Here is a 15,606-nt window from a genome sequence, read left to right on the forward strand (position 1 = left end):
ATCTCAGTGGTCGTCCTCGCGCCACTTGTGTTCACACTCGGTGCAGGTGAAAAACCGGGTCTCGGACTCGTCGGCGGCCCGAATCTGTTTCATCTCGTAGAAGGCTCGCTCGTTGCCACACTCCGGACAGCGGGCGCCGGTCGTCGGCCCCATGTCCGCGGCGTCCACTTCCGAGGTGTCGACGATTTCCGACTCTTCTTGACCCTGCGTGGTGACGGCCATCTCCCGTTCGGCGTCGGCGTTGCGCGGTTTCTCGTAGCCGCAACTCTCACAGAGCCACACGTTGCCCTCTGTCTTCATCATCGAACCGCAGTCGTCGCAAAACTCCATTGTTGTCCTCCGTTAAGCAACGCGGGCGTGTTAAACGCCGGGGTTCGCGTCAGTCGTTGGTGACCCACGCCGGACACGGGTCCATGTCGTCCAACTGCTCGCTGTGGAACGTACAGTACGGCTGGATGTCGTCGCCGTCCATCACGTACTGGAAGTGCCGGCAGTTACCGCAGTAGTTGTCGGGTTCGCCGCGGTGGACGGCCGTCTCGGTGATGGGGTCCTGACCGGTGTGGGGCGTCGTCCCGCCGTCCGTGCTCGGGGCGGATTCTGGGCCGGCACTGGCGATATCCGGGTCGAGTTCGTGCTCCGACGGGCCGACGCTCGTGGACTGCTCGGCGTCGGTCTCGTCTGGTCGCCCGTTTGCGGACTGCCGGCCGGCGCTCTGTGGGCCGGTCGTGGACGCCGTCCCGCTTTGTGTACCCGATCCGGCAGGGGACCGAAGCACCTCGCTCTCGTCGCCGCCGTCACTGACTGTCCCGTGCCCCGCCTCGTGTCGGTTGGTCTGCGTCTCGACGCCGCCGTCCGGGTCCTCGCCGAAGAACCCGATGCCGCCGAGGCCCGGAATCGAGCGGGCTTCCTCGACGAGTTTGATAGTCCCCTCCTCGGTAACTGCCATTCGAGCGGTGCCGCCCGGCGACTTCCGGGTGTTGAACGTCGCGAGTGCCACAAAGAGACACCAGAACGTCGTCAGGACGCCGGCGACGTAGACGATACTGGTCCCGAGTGCCTGAAGCGGCGCGTTCGTCATCCAGTTGTAGGGGTAGATGTGCTGGAACACGGCGACGCCGAGCATGGAGACGCACGCGCCGAGAATCGCCGTCGCCCGAACGCGTCGACTCGCCGGCAGGACGGCGAAGACGCCGAGGACGACCACTGGGAGACCGATGCCTGCGAGGATGCCGGCGGCCTTCCGGGCGGCGTAGTCCCCGAGGCCGACCGTCGACCCCACGTTCGTCGTCGCCAGCGCGATGGCGGCGACGAGTCCCGCGACCCCGGCGAGGAACAGCCCCGACCCGACGAGCTGCTGGCGACGTGACGCGACGCGGCCGACCTCCCCCTCGTAGACGTCCGTCAGACTGGTCATAGACGCCTCTAGGACGGCGTTCCTCAAAACTACCCGTCAGACGGGCGCATGACGTGCGCGCGAGCGATGCGTGGCGAACGGTGCCGACGGACCGCTCGCATTCCGAAAGCACTAATCGGGCCGGCGGGAACAGTTCGAGTATGAGCGACGACGATAGCGAGGAAGAGGCGCCGGCCGTCGAACTCGGCGAGGGGCCCGACGTCGAGGGGGCGCCGCTGGCCCGCGTCACCGCCCGACTCACGTGGGGCATCGAACACAGCACGGTCGTCGACCGAGAGGGAGACACCACCATCCGGACGCCCGACGGCCCGCAGGAACTGGCCGTGGTCATGGAGGACGTCGACGTACCGTACTTCACCGACCGCCACGAGTTCGAGGCCGCGGTCCGTGAGGTCATCGGCACCGGTCCCGTCCCGACCGAGTAACTACGCCGACTCGTCGTCGGCACGCTGGTCTTCTGCGGGCGTCTCGTCCGTGTCTACCGTCGGGTCCGCCGGCGTCCCGACCACGTCCTTCCGGTCGTCCCACTGATCGCTCGTCAGATACAGGGCGATACCGAAGACGACGACGACGGGGATCACCATCGCCAGCAGCAAGAGGACGACGACGACCAGCCCGCCCAGTCCCGGACCCTGCAGTAGCAGGTACATGGCTGGGCGTAGCACGGGCGGGCTAAAACCGCTTTTGAGACGCTATCGCATGCTCTCTAGCGAGTGGACCGTATCCGAGATGAGCCACGCCGCATCGACGTCGGGCGACTCGATGCTGAGTGCACAGAACGAATCTCGGCCGTCGTCGACGGTGATGTGGTAGGCCTGACTCGTCAACTCCTCGGGCGGGGCAGTGTCTGCGGGCTGAGGGGACACAGTCGAACCTCACGGATTCGGACGGTTAAACCAGTCGATTCCGGCCGCAGCGGGCGTGAGAAGGCGACTCCCTGTCTCTTACTCGACACGCTCTGTCCCGTCGCTGTCGGCCACCTCGGCCCGACCACGTCGCTTTCCGAACAGGTACGCGACGGCGACGAGGCCGAGGGGGACGATGAAAAACAACGCCATCAGCACGAGGATGACGACCAGTTCGGTAGTACCGGGCATACCGGGGAACAACAGGAGTGGAGGGGACACGCTGGGAAGTACCGCAACGTCTGCATTAATCGTTGTCACTTCTGACGGGTCAGAAGTCCGAGAGCTGTGACTGCAGGCCGGCGACGAGTTCGGACTTGCGGCGCAGTGCCCCCATACTGACCGGCAGGTGGTCGCCCACGGCCGAGAGCGTCTCGCGGAACGACTGGCCGACGCCGGGTTCACCGGCGAGGGGGTGCTCGCCGACCCCTCGGTCGCCATCGAAGGCGTTCCGAACCCCTTCACGGACCTGCCAGACGCCGACGGGCGCCCAGTACTCGTCGGTAATTTCCCGGAGGACGAGACACTTGGCCTGTCGGCCGCGCTTCTGGAGGTGTTCGAGAACGCCCAGTCGGGCGGCGTAGTACGCGCCGGCCGTCTCCTCTACGTACCCCGTCCGACCCTCGTACCCCTCGTGGGCGCTCGACATGTAGTACCCTGTCCCGGGCCGGGGGTTCCAGACGCTCTCGGGTGCTTTCATCTCGACGAGTTCGAACTCCCAGCGGCCCGGTGCCAGCAGGACCCAGTAGCGGTTCCCCATGTACTCGTTGTACCAGACTTCGGGCTTGTCGATAGTGTCGCTGTTACGCGTGGTCCCCCGGAGGTACTGGCCAACGGTGTCGTCGACTGCGGTGATGGACCACCGTGTCGGCACCAGCGACCGCTCGTTGGCCTGTCCGAGCGCCCCAGCCGAGAGGATAGTGTTGATGTCGTAGACGTCGAAACCGCGGCGGTAGAGGTACGTCATCGCGCCCTCGGCCTGCCAGTCGTCGTCCGAGAGCGTCTTCTCGACGGGCCGGGGGACGTGGGGGTTCTCTGCTAAGTCCGCGCCGGTCGCGTGGGCACGCGGCCCGGTCGGCGTCCCCACGTCATCGAACTGCACGTCGAGTTCGGGCGTACCGTCGAGTCCGACCTCGACGTCGACCGGATGGTCGGCGATGGCGACTTCGCGCTGGACGCCGACGAAGCCGTTCCACACGTCGTAGGCGCCGCCGGTACCGCTTTCGCGCCCGCCGCCCGTACTCACGGCATCGACGGCCGTCGGGCGAGTGGAGTTGAGCATCCCGGTACGGCGCTGGAGGACGTCCTCGATGCCGAGACCGGCGTCGTACCACTCGCTGCTCGTCGCGAACCCTTCGGCGGCGGCGTCCCGGTCGACGGGCGAGAGCAGGCCCGTCGAGACGTTCGGGTAGCCCGACCGGCCGACGAATATCTCGGGGGCCGTCGAACCAAAGAGCGAGTCGCCCTGTACCGTCTCCTGGAACTGCCGCTCGACGTCTTCGAGATGATCGGTGATGGCGTAGGACTTCTCCTCGGCGAGGCGACGCTTCTCGGCGGCCTCGTCACGTTCGAACCCCTCGATGAACTCGTCGAGCTGCATCTATCTGCGCTTTGCCCCTGTCGGGCATGAACCTGTCCCTGCCGAACGTCTGTGAACAAGTATTACGTACCTGGACTGAGTAACAACGGGTGATATAAATCATGGTGAATGCAACGAAGTGGCTCGGTTTGGCTGCAACCGTCGTAAGCGTCGTCGTCATACTCTTGCCGGCTGTCTTCTCGGTTCCACACACACAGGCACTGACGAACCTGTTGGTGGGCGAGATAGCGGCGCTCGCCGTCGGTCATTCCACATACCGGGCGGCCTCGGGTAAGCAGGCCGCCCCGCTGGCAGCGGTGACGGCCATCGTCTGTGGATTGTTACTGACGGTGTCGCCGATGTTCCTCTATGCCGTCGACCCGTTCCTGACGGTCATGCTCCTCTTCGGACTCGTCGTCACGGCCGGTGGCGCAGTGGCAATCGTCGACCGCTACGTCGGTGGCGAAGAAGGGCGCCAGACCGGCGCACAGCGTATCGCAAAGCGCGCTGGTAACTGACCGGTCGGCGTCCTGCGGGGAGACCACAACGGTTTTTGCGACTCCCCGGTCGTTCTCGAACAATGCCGGTCATCGAGTGTGACGAGACTGTCGCCCGAGAGCAGTTAGCCGACGCTGGGGTCACTATCGAGGAGGGAAGCACCGGCCACGAGCGCTGGCGCGCGGAATACGGCGGCGCGACGGCCGTCGCATACGAGGGTAAGGTCGTCGTGCAAGGCGACGACACCGCCAAACTGGAGGCGCTCCTGCGTGGCGAGGACGGCGGGCGCGTCCACGCCTACTTCGACGGCGCGTGCCGCGGGAACCCCGGGCCGGCCTCGGTGGGGTACGTACTCGTCGACGACAGCGGCATCGTCGCCGAGGGTGGCGAGACCATCGGCCGCGCGACGAACAATCAGGCCGAGTACGCCGCCCTGATCAAGGTCCTCGAAGTCGCCGCCGACTACAGCTTCGACGAGATACACGTCCGTGGGGATTCGGAACTCATCGTCAAGCAAGTACGCGGCGAGTGGAATACGAACGACCCGGACCTCCGGGAGAAGCGGGTCCGGGTCCGCGAACTGTTGACCCAGTTCGATCAGTGGGACATCGAGCACGTTCCGCGAGAGATAAACGACCGCGCGGACCAACTAGCCAACGACGCACTCGATGACTGACCTGCCAAGCGAGACGGTCGACGAGGTGGAACGTCTCACCAGACTCGCCCGGGAAGCGGTCGACGAAGACGAAGCGGCGGCGTACCGGGCGGAACGAGCGGCACTTCTCGACGAACGCGGCTACACCTCGCGGATTCGTGAGGAAGATACGGGCGAGGTAATCGTCTGTCACCCCGCCGAATGGGTCGAGGACGGCGTCATCCGCCCGGACCGCGTCGAGGACACCGACCGTGGTGTCGAAGTCAGACTCTCCGGACCGGAGGCGCCCGACGAGTGGGACGCGGTCGAAGAACAGAACCGTCGTGTCGTCGACGCGGTCCGGGCGGACCACGGCGACGTCCACGGTGCTACCGCCGACGCGCTCGCCGATTTCATGGGCAACCACTACGCGAAGCCGATTGCGGACGCGACGACCGACGAACTGCGAGAGTTCCGCGAGGAGTACTTCCAGCGGAACGTCTGGCCGACCGACGAACAGCGGGCGCTGCTCGAGGAGTCGATCCGTGTGACGGTCGAAAAAGCGGGTGGTCGGCTACCGGAGCAGTAAGTCGATTACTCCTGAGCGTCGACGAGGTCGTGGAGCTCGTCGGCGCGGTCCTCGCCGGTGACGAACTTCGAGAACTCCCAGCCGAGCTGGTCGAGGACGGCGTCTTTGCCGTTGTCGGTCAGGGAGTACTGGTTGGTACGCTTGTCGAGTTCGCTCTTCTCCACCAGTTCCATCTCGACGAGGTCGTCGAGGTTGGGGTAGAGACGCCCGTGGTTGACTTCGTCACTGTAGTACGCTTCGAGTTCGCGCTTGATAGCGAGGCCGTATCGTGGCTCTTCTGCGAGAATGACGAGGATGTTTTGCTGGAACGCGGTCAAGTCCTTTGCAACGCCGGGGCTACCCTTGATGGATTGTGCCTCTGACATGGTTAGTTAAATGTCATCAAGCTATTTAACACTTGTTAACTCCGACGTACGAACGATTACTACCGGACGACGGAGGCCCATATTTCAGACAGCAACAACTATCGAAAACGCGGTATGTACAGCAGTTGTACGGGCCAAACCCGTCTGGCCCCTGTCGCGTAGGGTGCCCTGAAGCTGTCTCCGTCGACTGTTGGATAATCCTGCAAGAGTACTGCATAAATACTTTATGTATTACGGAGGGAGCGTCGTACTCACGATTCGCCCGTTCGACGCCGGGCCGTCTCTATGCCTCCGCGCCGTCCCGCTCCGGGACGATTACGAAAGTAACTTTTGCCGGCGTCGCGCAGTCGCGGGTGATGACGAACCTCTGGGAAGACCTCGAAACCGGACCGAACCCGCCCGAAGAGATCTACGCCGTCGTCGAGTGCCTCAAGGGCGAGCGCAACAAGTACGAGTACGACAAGGACATCCCCGGCGTCGTCCTCGACCGCGTGCTCCACTCGAACGTTCACTATCCCTCGGACTACGGGTTCATCCCGCAGTCGTACTACGACGACGAGGACCCCTTCGACGTCCTCGTCCTCGTCGAGGACCAGACGTTCCCCGGCTGCGTCATCGAGGCCCGCCCAGTCGCGCTGATGAAAATGGACGACGACGGCGAACAGGACGACAAGGTCATCGCCGTCCCGAGCGAGGACCCCCGCTACGACCACATCGAGGACGTAGACGACATCCCCCAGCAGACGCTCGACGAGATCGACGAGTTCTTCGCGACCTACAAGAACCTCGAAGCGGGCAAGGAAGTCGAGACGCTCGGATGGGAGGACAAGCAGGCCGCGATGGACGCTATCGAGCACGCCCAAGACCTCTACGACGAGCACTTCAACTGAAGCGCGGTCGACCGCCTTTTTCTTTCGTGTCGTCCGTGTCCTCGTCCACGCCAGCGACAGCCCCCGTCGGTCGAGAGCACACGACGGATACGGGGCGTATGCTCTCCGATAATATCGGCAGTCGTTGCCGATTATGTATGAGCATGGGTAATGTTTTGAGGGTGGCGGCCGGTGTTACAGATACAATGGCGACCGATCAATCCGAGACGACACTTGCCGACGTCAGTGGTGGAACGGAGCGAGAGGACCCGATACCGCCGGGCATCGCACACCTGACAGTCGTCCCGGAGAACGCAGAGCGGTAATCGACGCGACGGCGACGGCGAGCGTTTTGCCGGTGTCCGTGACACAGCCACGAAAAGAAGCTTCTTGTCCCCGACCGGTCTAACGACGGGTATGGGTCTATTCGACCGTCTGAAAGGTGACGACGCTCCCCGCGTCGCCTTCTTCGGTATCGACGGCGTGCCGTACAGCCTCATCGACGAGCATCCGGACGTGTTCCCGAACCTCACCGACCTCAAGACCGAGGGGAGCGGCGGCCCCATCGACAGCATCGTTCCGCCCGAGTCCAGCGCTTGCTGGCCCGCTCTGACGACCGGTGTCAACCCCGGCCAGACTGGGGTCTACGGCTTTCAGGACCGCGAGGTCGGCTCCTACGACACGTACGTGCCCATGGGTCGGGACGTGCAGGCGACGCGCCTCTGGGACCGGGTCACCGAGGCGGGTCGAGACGCGACGGTGCTGAACGTCCCCGTGACGTTCCCGCCCCAGCGCAACGTCCAGCGCATGGTTTCCGGGTTCCTCTCGCCCGGCGTCGACAAGGCCGCCTACCCCGACGAACTGCGCGATCGGCTCGAAGAGACGAACTACCGCATCGACGTCAACGCCAAATTGGGTCACGACGAGGACAAGACGGAGTTCATCGAGGACGCTCACGAGACGCTCGAAAAGCGCTACGAGACGTTCTCACACTACGTCGAGCAGGACGACTGGGACCTCTTTTTCGGCGTGTTCATGACCACCGACCGGGTCAATCACTTCCTGTTCAAACACTACGAGCAGGACGGTGAGTACCAGCAGGAGTTCTTCGACTTCTACGAGAAGGTCGACGAGTATCTGGGCAAACTCCGCGAGCAACTCGCCGACGACGTGACGATGGTCGTCGCCTCGGACCACGGTTTCACCACGCTCGAGTACGAGGTCCACTTCAACGAGTGGCTCGAACAGGAGGGGTGGCTGGAGTTCGAGGACGAGGACCACTCCGAACTGGGTGACATCAGCGAAGACGCCAAAGCCTACTCGCTCATCCCCGGCCGGTTCTACATCAACCTCGACGGGCGCGAACCCGACGGCGGCGTCGACGAGGACGAGTACGAGTCGGTTCGGAACGACCTCAAGGAGAAACTCGAGGCCCTCGAAGGCCCGAACGGCAACAAAGTCGCCGACCGCGTGGTCACCCGCGAGGAGGCGTTCCGCGGCGACCACGACGACATCGCCCCGGACCTCGTCGTCGTCCCGAACCACGGCTTCGACCTCAAGGCCGGGTTCAAGGGCAGCGAGGCCGTCTTCGACGTCGGCCCGCGCAACGGGATGCACTCGTTCGACAACGCGACGTTGCTGATCGACGACGCCGACGCCACCGTTCGAGACGCGGACCTCTACGACATCGCGCCGACGATTCTGGAACTGCTAGAACAGGACTACGAACGGACCGAGTTCGACGGCGGCAGTCTACTGTAGACCCACTGTATCGAGCGGTTCGGACGTGAACCGCCGTCTCACCGACGACGAGCGAAGCGAGTGGCCGGCCGTTCTCGACGTTTTCACGACGAGTGGTGGCCGAACGCCGTCCGACGAAGTAACAAGTGGAGTTACAGGAGGCTATCCAGATTCTCGTTGTCGAACTCGTCAGGGTCCACGGTGCCGCCCTGTGACTTTGCGGCCTCGTTGGCCTTCCGCATGAAGTCGTCGACGCGGCCCGAGCGCTCGACGCCCGAGAGGACGACCAGCGCGGCTATCTTGTCCGACCCGAGCGGGAAATCGCCGCCACGGACCTCCATGCTGCCCGTCTCGTCTTCGACCCAGCGGCGAGCGCGTTCGACGCCTTTCCGGGAGAGTCGTTCCGGGTCGCCGGCGACGACCAGCAGGGCTGACTCCGCCTCAACGGCGTTCGGGAGGCTCATACTCGTCAGGAGGGCGTTGCGGGTGACGCTCGTGATGGTGTTGACGTTCTCGCTTGGGTCCTCGCTGGCCTGTGCACTGGCGTAGCCGATAGAGGATATACCGCCGCCACGGAGCGTGTTGATGATCTCCGAGGAGTCGACGACGCTCTCGCCGACGCCCTCGACGGCCTCGCCGGAGGCGAGCAAGAGGCCGACGCGCTGAGAGATGGCGTCGTTGATTCGCTTGTAGCCGTCGGCGACGCTGTCGCCGCTCCCGCGCCACGCGTCGTTGTCGACGAGGAGCAGCGAGTCGGACTCGCGGGCGGCCGTCTTGAGCGAGCGGCCCGCGTTGGCCTGATAGAGGCCGCCTTCGTCCTTGCCGGGGAGGATGCCGAGGACGTACACGGGCATCTCGTAGATGCGCTTCAGTTCGCGAGCCAACATTGGTGCGCCGCCAGAGCCAGTCCCGCCGCCGAGACCGGCGACGATGACGACGGCCTCCGCCTCGGTCGTGATGCGGCCGTCGAGGTTCTCTAGTACCTCCGTGGCGTTTTCTTGCATTATCTGTGCGCCCAGTTCGTTGTCGCCACCGACGCCGTGGCCCTTCACCCGGTCCTGTCCGATGAGGGCTGTGTCGATGTCGAGGTTCTGGAGGTCCGGTCTCGCGGTGTTCACCGCGAGCGCGCCGCGAACGGCGTTGAACCCCATCTCGTAGTCGAACTCTGCGAGGGACTGTGTGACCTTCCCACCGGCCTGTCCCACACCAATCAGGACGACTTTCATATCCAACGTCTCTGGCGGGTAACTAATCAACGTTGCCCTGTTTCGAGAGGGGCTGCCGGCGATACCGGGGCTCGACGCGACGCTCGGTGGCGGGCCGCGGGGGCGCTCACTCGATACTGAGCGTGTAGATGCGCTTTCGCGCGTCCGCAAAGGAGAACCGGGAGTCGACGACGCCGACCTCTTCGAGTCGGTTCAGCGCGTATCGGACCGTTCGAGGTGGCAAAAGCGTCTCCTCGGCGAGTTGGCTCTGGGTAAGCGTCTCGTTGTACTCCAGCACCTTCGCGACGAGTTTCGCGCTCGGGGGCAGGTCTCTGATGGCCTCCCACCCGACTGACTCCTCGTCCTCGTCCTCTACGCGTTGGATGTCGGATGCACTCATGTACTCTCCCCTATCGGATACAGGATAATAATATTTCTCCTTCTCTCTCATGCGCACGAGAAATCTTGCGGCAACATTATCGGCAGCTGGCGGCGGTCACGCCCGAAAGTTTACTTCCGAACCCATCCCCATTGGGCGTGTGGACGAAGTCGAGGTCAGCACGGTGGTGTATGCGCCCCCCGAGGAGCTGTACGAGTTCCTGCTCGACTTCCCGGGGTACGCGCGCTACTCGGAGTACATCGACCGGGTTACACAGGACGGTGACGGAACGCCGGGGACTAACTACGACCTCGTGTTCTCGTGGTGGAAGCTCACCTACACCGCGCGTTCGGAGGTGACCGGTGTCGACGAACCCGAGCGTATCGACTGGCGTATCGTCAAGGACATCGACGCCGATGGGTACTGGTACGTCGAGGAGGTGTCGGCGCCGGACGGCGTCGACGTCGCCTCGCGAGTCGTCCTCCACATCGAGTTCGATCCGGACTCGGCGTCGTCGAACGCCGTCGACCTGCCACGACTCGTCTCGCTGGACTGGGTCATCGAGAAGGTCAAACCGTTGATCCACAAGGAAGCGACGCGAATCGTCGAGCGGGTCGTCGCGGATATCGAAGGGGAGCGCCGCGACGTCGACCTAGCGATTCAGACGGGGCCGGACTCGGTCTGAGTCCGGCCGGCACCCGGTCGATTACTCGACGTCGGGCGTCTCGTAGTCGCCGCCGTACCGCATGAAAAAGTACGCGAGACCCAGCGTCGCGACCATCACGAAGGAGGTGGCGACCCCGAGCGTCTTCGCGCCGTTCGGGACTTCCGGAGACCCGCCGTCCCCGCCGCCGCCACCGCCGCCCGAGGTGGGGTAGTCGGTACCGACGACGACGGCGCCTTTCATACCGAGGCCCTCGTGGGGCACACAGACGTAGTTGAAGATTCCGTCCTCCTCGAAGGTGTATTCGTAGTTGACACCAGCGGACGAGACGGGCGACCCGGAGTCGAGTGGGCCGTCGCCCTGTGACTTGACGTTGTGGCCACCGCCCTCGCCCGTCCACTCGAACTTCACGGTCGCCCCGTTGTCGACGTGGACTGCGGGTGGGTCGAACGCGTACGCGCCACCGTTGCCTTCCGCGCCGACTGTAACGGTTACCGTGTCCTGTCCGGTCGCATCGACCGTCTCGCCGTCGAAGTTCTGGACGTTGCTGAACCAACTGCCGTAGTCCGGCGGACCGCCACCGCCGCCACCGCCGTCGCTCGAGTTGTTTCCGCCGCTTTCCTGTGCAGTAGCGGTCCCCGCGGCAGCGGAGGCCGCGGTGGCCCCTGCGGCGGTCCGCATGAACGCCCGGCGAGACACGTCCGCACTACCGTCTGTCATACTTCGGGTTTGGACGGTCCCCGTCGTGAATATGTCGGTTTCCAATCGCCCACCGTGACCGCTTTCCGAACTCCTTTCCGGCGCAGGAACTTGGGTCCCGTACATGTCTCAGCAGGACTCTACCACCGATAGCGTTCCGCGAGCGAGCGGCATGCCGATGCTCGGCCTCGGAACGTGGCAGAACGACGACCCGGACGCGTGTGCGACGAGCGTCCAGACGGCGCTCGAAGCCGGCTATCGCCACGTCGACACCGCACAGGCCTACGGCAACGAGGCCGCCGTCGGCGTCGGTATCGCCGCGGCCGACGTCGACCGGGAGGACGTCTTCCTCGCCACGAAGGTCTGGACGTCGAACCTCTCGCACGACGACGTCCTCGACAGCGTGGGCGACAGCCTCGACGACCTCGGCGTCGACGCCGTCGACGCCCTGTACGTCCACTGGCCGAGCGGTGACTACGACGCCGAAGGCACGCTGGCGGCGTTCGACGAACTGTACGAGCGGGGCAAGATACGGAACGTCGGCGTCTCGAACTTCGAACCACACCACGTCGAAGAGGCGATGGAGGTTCTCGACGCCCCGCTGTTCGCCAATCAGGTGGAGATGCACCCGTTTCTCCCCCAGCGAGAACTCCGGGCCCACGCCGCCGAGTACGACTACGAACTCGTCGCGTACTCGCCGCTGGCCCGCGGCGAGGTGTTCGAGAGCGACGTTCTCACCGACGTCGCGGACGACCACGGCGTCAGCGCCGCACAGGTCAGTCTCGCGTGGCTGCGCGAGAAGGGCGTCACGGCGATCCCGAAGGCCACCGGTCGCGACCACATCGTCGACAACCTGTCGAGCAGTTCCCTCGCCCTCTCGGACGAGGAAGTCGCCCGCATCGACGACGTCGAACGGACCGACCGGCGCATCGATCCGTCGTTCGGACCCGACGCGTGGGACTGACGGGCCGGAACCACACGTCGTCCGTCGTCGCTGTGCCGTTCGGTGAACCGACCGGTTCTCTGTCGTTAGGCTGTCAGGACGGCCGTATCGGCCTGAAACCTTTAACGGTGGGAGGGGTAAACTGGCGAGTATGGCTACCGGGAGTGACGGGGTCGTCAGTGGGATACGCGTCGACCTCAGGCGGTTACACGAGACGTGGATGGAGATTGTCTACCCGCGCCAGCGCAACGCGGGCGACACTGTACTGGGCACGTGGACGCCGGACTCGCAGTTCGGGATGGTCCTCTATCGACTGTGGTCTGCCATCGGCGTCCCAGTCATCGGCCTCGTCTACCCCCTCGTGTTGCTCGGCGCGTTCCTCCGGTTCCAGACCCGCCGCATCGACGGGACGGCGACGCGGTTGGGTGTCGTTGGCGTCGTCCTCCTCTCGGTACTCGTCTGGGGCGGGCTCACCGCGCTGGCGCGGTTCGAACTGGACCTCGTCACCGGTGGCGTCCTCGCCATCGGTCTCGCGGGTGTCGTCGCGACCGTCTCGGCGGCGCTTGCGGTCGGAGCGCGTACGGTGGGCGGGCGCGGGACGACAGTCGCACTGGCCTACCCGTTCGCGATGACAGCCATCTTCCTCCCGCCGGTGGTCGCGGCGCTGTTCTCGAAGACGCTCGCCGCCGTCGTGCTCCCCGGCAGCACCGCGCTCGCCCAGTGGTTGCTCGACACCCTCCTCGCTCCGGTCGGCCTCGCCGACCTGTTCTCCCGGACGTTCGACCTCGAAGGCGCGGCCTACGTGGTGATGTGGGTCGCCATCTCGTTCCCCGTCGGGTGGGTTCTGGGACTGCTGGTGACGCTCGCGGACTTCGCTCGCCCGACGGAATGACCGCGAGGACAACGTTTAGGCGCGCTCCACCCCAACCCCCGACCGGCATGGAATTCGACCTGACAAAGACCGCCGCCGCCTTCGTCTTGCTCTTCGGCGTCCTCGCCGTCGGCACGTTGATGAGTCCGATGACCACCAGCACCGTGATGATGGTGCTGGGTGGACTGCTCGTGTTCGGCGTCGTGACGCTCCTTCTGGGCGTCAAACACGGCGAGTACCGCGCCTCACACTGAGATAGCGCTCGGCCGAATAGCCCGTTTCTCCGGTACGTCGACTCCCTCGGGAGCCACGGCGATGTCGGCGTCGTCGTCGCCGAGCAACACCGTCGCCCCCGCCTGCATCGGTGCGAGGAGGCCTGCCACGATAGCGCCCGCCGTGGTGACGGGGGCTCGGAGTGCGACCGTCGTCTCGTCTGATAGGTCGTTCTCGGCGACGACTCGCTCGCTCGCCGCCAGCAGGTCGCCGTGGGTGTAGGTTCGTTCGCCGGCCAGCGCCGGGTCGTCGGGCGCGACTTCGCCCGGCGGTTGCAGCGGGTTCTCGCTCCACAGTTCACGCTCGAACTGGGCGACGGTCGGGTCGTCGCTCGGCCCGCCGTAGGCGAGTGCCTTCGTCCCCGGCCCGAGTTCGTAGCGGTCCAGCCACGCCGCCGGGGCGACCAGCGCCGTCGCGTCCACGGCGCCCGGCGGGTCCAGATCGACGATTGCGCCGTCGAGCGTCGCCGCGAGGACGGCCAACAACGGGTCCGGAGCAGTCCCGAGATAGCCGGGTTCGTCGCCGTCGACGGGGTCCTTCGGCCCGGCGACGACGGCGACACGGGTTCCCTTCCGGACGCCGTAGTGGCGCATGAGGTTCCCGCCTTTCCAGGCGTTCGTACAGAAGTCCCGGTAACTGTACGGCGCGGTCCGTTCCGGTGCGGTAAAGAGGGGGCCGTCACGGCCGCGCCCGTCTGCGACGAGGTCGCCGAGTACCTGCATGGGCGTCTGTTAGGCGTGCCCGGACAAAAGCCAGACGGAACCCGGCCGCAGAATCGCTCGCTCCGATACGACCCGCCGAGGCAGTTACAGGGAGTTCTTCAGTTTCTCGAAGAACCCTTCCTCGACGTCGACCTCCTCGCCGCCGGCCTCCGCGAACTGTTCTAAGGCCTCGCGTTGCTCCTCGTTGAGGCTATCGGGCGTGACGACCTGCACCTGCACGTAGAGGTCGCCGTTCCCGCGTCGGCGGAGGCGGGGCATCCCCTTGCCCTCCAGTCGGAACACCTCGCCGCTCTGGGTTCCGGCGGGGATGTCCATCTCGATGTCACCGTCCAGCGTCGGTACGCTGACCGTATCGCCGAAGACGGCCTGCGGGAAGGAGATGGCGTGCTGATGGGAGAGGTCGTCGCCCTCGCGGTCGAAGTCAGGGTGGTCCCGGACCGACAACTGTATCAGCAAGTCGCCGTTGGGACCGCCGCGTTCGCCGGGCGCGCCCTCACGTTCCATCCGGAGCGTCTGGCCGTTCTCGATGCCGGGCGGAATCTCCACCTCCAGCGACGCGTCGTTCTGGACGGTGCCGCTGCCACGGCAGGTCGAACAGGTCTCGTCGTACAGCGTTCCGTCACCCTCACAGCGGCGACAGGTGGCGGTCTGTTGGACTCGCCCCATCGGTGTCTGCTGGACCCGCGTGGTCTGGCCCTGTCCGTTACACTCCGGACAGGTCTGGGAGTCGGCGCTCGGTGGATGGCCCTTGCCGTCGCAATCGTCACAGGTCTCCGGACGCGTGATGTTCAACTGCTTCGTGGTCCCCGTGTAGGCCTCCTCTAGGTCTATCTCCAGTCGGGTCTGGAGGTCTTGGCCCTGTTGCGGGCGGTTGCCGCCGCCTCGGCGACCGCCGCCACCGAAGAACTGGTCGAAGATGTCCTGCATGTCGAACCCGCCGGCGCCGCCGAAGGGGTCGCCGCCCATGCCGCCGCGGCCGGCGCCACCGCCGGCGCCGCCGCGTTTCTCGGCCTGTTCGAAGCGCTCGTGACCCATCTGGTCGTACATCTGGCGCTTCTCGTCGTCCGTGAGGACCTCCTTTGCCTTCTTCGCCTTCTTGAACTTCTCCTCGGCGTTCGGGTCGTCGCTGACGTCGGGGTGGTACTCCCGGGCCTTCTCGCGGTACGCCTCCTGAATCTCGTCTTCGGAGGCGTCCCGCGAGACGCCCAGTATCTCATAGAAGTCCTGGCTCATTCGTTGTGCGATGGATACTGGACT

The 15,606-nt window shown here is 65.1% G+C and carries 22 protein-coding genes; 10 read left to right on the forward strand and 12 right to left on the reverse strand.

Annotated elements, in window-relative coordinates; all coding sequences use genetic code 11:
• Positions 1-3 precede the first annotated feature (3 nt).
• Positions 4-330 (reverse strand): transcription factor S, encoded by a 327-nt coding sequence (locus G9465_RS08145; RefSeq protein WP_166968818.1) that lies wholly within the window; start codon positions 328-330, stop codon positions 4-6.
• Between the two features lie 49 nt (positions 331-379).
• On the reverse strand, positions 380-1,414 hold the full coding sequence (locus tag G9465_RS08150; protein ID WP_166968820.1) for a hypothetical protein: 1,035 nt from the start codon (positions 1,412-1,414) through the stop codon (positions 380-382).
• A gap of 140 nt (positions 1,415-1,554) precedes the next feature.
• Between G9465_RS08150 and G9465_RS08155 the strand changes: the two genes are divergently transcribed.
• A complete protein-coding gene (locus tag G9465_RS08155) occupies positions 1,555-1,839 on the forward strand; it encodes a DUF5789 family protein (RefSeq protein WP_166968822.1) in 285 nt (94 codons plus the stop codon).
• Here the strand turns inward: G9465_RS08155 and G9465_RS08160 are convergent, their stop codons facing one another.
• The 4 genes from G9465_RS08160 to nreA all read right to left on the reverse strand — a co-directional run bounded on the left by G9465_RS08160 (position 1,840) and on the right by nreA (position 3,919).
• Positions 1,840-2,064: a hypothetical protein gene (locus tag G9465_RS08160; RefSeq protein ID WP_166968824.1), complete on the reverse strand. Its 225-nt coding sequence runs from the start codon at positions 2,062-2,064 to the stop codon at positions 1,840-1,842. It lies immediately after the preceding gene.
• 42 nt (positions 2,065-2,106) lie between these two features.
• Positions 2,107-2,280 carry a hypothetical protein gene (locus G9465_RS08165; RefSeq protein ID WP_166968826.1) on the reverse strand — a complete coding sequence of 58 codons (174 nt, stop codon included), beginning with the start codon at positions 2,278-2,280 and terminating at the stop codon, positions 2,107-2,109.
• Positions 2,281-2,358: 78 nt separating this feature from the next.
• Positions 2,359-2,541 (reverse strand): hypothetical protein, encoded by a 183-nt coding sequence (locus tag G9465_RS08170; RefSeq protein ID WP_166968828.1) that lies wholly within the window; start codon positions 2,539-2,541, stop codon positions 2,359-2,361.
• 49 nt (positions 2,542-2,590) lie between these two features.
• On the reverse strand, positions 2,591-3,919 hold the full coding sequence (gene nreA, locus G9465_RS08175; RefSeq protein ID WP_166968830.1) for a DNA repair protein NreA: 1,329 nt from the start codon (positions 3,917-3,919) through the stop codon (positions 2,591-2,593).
• 101 nt (positions 3,920-4,020) lie between these two features.
• On the opposite strand from nreA, the gene G9465_RS08180 reads away from it, so the two are divergent.
• The 3 genes from G9465_RS08180 to G9465_RS08190 all read left to right on the forward strand — a co-directional run bounded on the left by G9465_RS08180 (position 4,021) and on the right by G9465_RS08190 (position 5,619).
• Positions 4,021-4,416: a hypothetical protein gene (locus G9465_RS08180; RefSeq protein WP_166968832.1), complete on the forward strand. Its 396-nt coding sequence runs from the start codon at positions 4,021-4,023 to the stop codon at positions 4,414-4,416.
• Between the two features lie 62 nt (positions 4,417-4,478).
• Positions 4,479-5,072, forward strand: a complete 594-nt coding sequence (gene rnhA, locus G9465_RS08185) for a ribonuclease HI (protein ID WP_166968834.1) — start codon at positions 4,479-4,481, stop codon at positions 5,070-5,072.
• Positions 5,065-5,619 (forward strand): rnhA operon protein, encoded by a 555-nt coding sequence (locus G9465_RS08190; protein WP_166968836.1) that lies wholly within the window; start codon positions 5,065-5,067, stop codon positions 5,617-5,619. Before rnhA ends, G9465_RS08190 begins: the two co-directional genes overlap by 8 nt.
• A 5-nt stretch (positions 5,620-5,624) precedes the next feature.
• Here the strand turns inward: G9465_RS08190 and G9465_RS08195 are convergent, their stop codons facing one another.
• Positions 5,625-5,984 (reverse strand): PadR family transcriptional regulator, encoded by a 360-nt coding sequence (locus tag G9465_RS08195; RefSeq protein WP_166968838.1) that lies wholly within the window; start codon positions 5,982-5,984, stop codon positions 5,625-5,627.
• A 356-nt stretch (positions 5,985-6,340) separates the two neighbouring features.
• Here G9465_RS08195 and G9465_RS08200 point away from each other — a divergent pair, with 356 nt between their 5' ends.
• Positions 6,341-6,874 (forward strand): inorganic diphosphatase, encoded by a 534-nt coding sequence (locus G9465_RS08200; protein ID WP_166968840.1) that lies wholly within the window; start codon positions 6,341-6,343, stop codon positions 6,872-6,874.
• Between the two features lie 396 nt (positions 6,875-7,270).
• The gene (locus G9465_RS08205) at positions 7,271-8,614 is read left to right on the forward strand and encodes an alkaline phosphatase family protein (RefSeq protein ID WP_166968842.1); all 1,344 of its coding nucleotides are present in this window, start codon (positions 7,271-7,273) and stop codon (positions 8,612-8,614) included.
• Between the two features lie 131 nt (positions 8,615-8,745).
• On the opposite strand, the gene G9465_RS08210 is transcribed toward G9465_RS08205, so the two are convergent.
• A complete protein-coding gene (locus G9465_RS08210) occupies positions 8,746-9,819 on the reverse strand; it encodes a tubulin/FtsZ family protein (protein ID WP_166968844.1) in 1,074 nt (357 codons plus the stop codon).
• A gap of 106 nt (positions 9,820-9,925) precedes the next feature.
• Positions 9,926-10,198 carry a helix-turn-helix domain-containing protein gene (locus G9465_RS08215; RefSeq protein ID WP_166968846.1) on the reverse strand — a complete coding sequence of 91 codons (273 nt, stop codon included), beginning with the start codon at positions 10,196-10,198 and terminating at the stop codon, positions 9,926-9,928.
• A gap of 139 nt (positions 10,199-10,337) precedes the next feature.
• Between G9465_RS08215 and G9465_RS08220 the strand changes: the two genes are divergently transcribed.
• Positions 10,338-10,862 (forward strand): SRPBCC family protein, encoded by a 525-nt coding sequence (locus G9465_RS08220; RefSeq protein WP_166968848.1) that lies wholly within the window; start codon positions 10,338-10,340, stop codon positions 10,860-10,862.
• A 21-nt stretch (positions 10,863-10,883) separates the two neighbouring features.
• Here G9465_RS08220 and G9465_RS08225 read toward each other — a convergent pair whose 3' ends face one another.
• Complete coding sequence (locus G9465_RS08225; RefSeq protein ID WP_166968850.1) at positions 10,884-11,561, reverse strand: halocyanin domain-containing protein; 678 nt, start codon at positions 11,559-11,561, stop codon at positions 10,884-10,886.
• 103 nt (positions 11,562-11,664) lie between these two features.
• On the opposite strand from G9465_RS08225, the gene G9465_RS08230 reads away from it, so the two are divergent.
• From G9465_RS08230 to G9465_RS08240, 3 genes are all read left to right on the forward strand, one after another.
• A complete protein-coding gene (locus G9465_RS08230; RefSeq protein ID WP_349674906.1) occupies positions 11,665-12,504 on the forward strand; it encodes an aldo/keto reductase in 840 nt (279 codons plus the stop codon).
• 130 nt (positions 12,505-12,634) lie between these two features.
• Positions 12,635-13,375, forward strand: coding sequence for a hypothetical protein (locus G9465_RS08235; RefSeq protein ID WP_166968852.1), 741 nt, complete (start codon positions 12,635-12,637; stop codon positions 13,373-13,375).
• A gap of 47 nt (positions 13,376-13,422) precedes the next feature.
• Positions 13,423-13,608, forward strand: a complete 186-nt coding sequence (locus tag G9465_RS08240) for a hypothetical protein (RefSeq protein ID WP_166968854.1) — start codon at positions 13,423-13,425, stop codon at positions 13,606-13,608.
• Here the strand turns inward: G9465_RS08240 and G9465_RS08245 are convergent.
• Both G9465_RS08245 and dnaJ read right to left on the reverse strand, forming a co-directional pair.
• Entirely contained in the window at positions 13,600-14,349 is a 750-nt protein-coding gene (locus tag G9465_RS08245) for a hypothetical protein (RefSeq protein WP_166968856.1), read from the reverse strand. The genes G9465_RS08240 and G9465_RS08245 overlap by 9 nt on opposite strands.
• An 84-nt stretch (positions 14,350-14,433) precedes the next feature.
• The gene (dnaJ, locus tag G9465_RS08250) at positions 14,434-15,582 is read right to left on the reverse strand and encodes a molecular chaperone DnaJ (protein ID WP_166968858.1); all 1,149 of its coding nucleotides are present in this window, start codon (positions 15,580-15,582) and stop codon (positions 14,434-14,436) included.
• Positions 15,583-15,606 lie beyond the last annotated feature (24 nt).

This window comes from Haloarcula sp. JP-L23 (genome assembly GCF_011602445.1).
Classification (GTDB): domain Archaea; phylum Halobacteriota; class Halobacteria; order Halobacteriales; family Haloarculaceae; genus Haloarcula; species Haloarcula pellucida.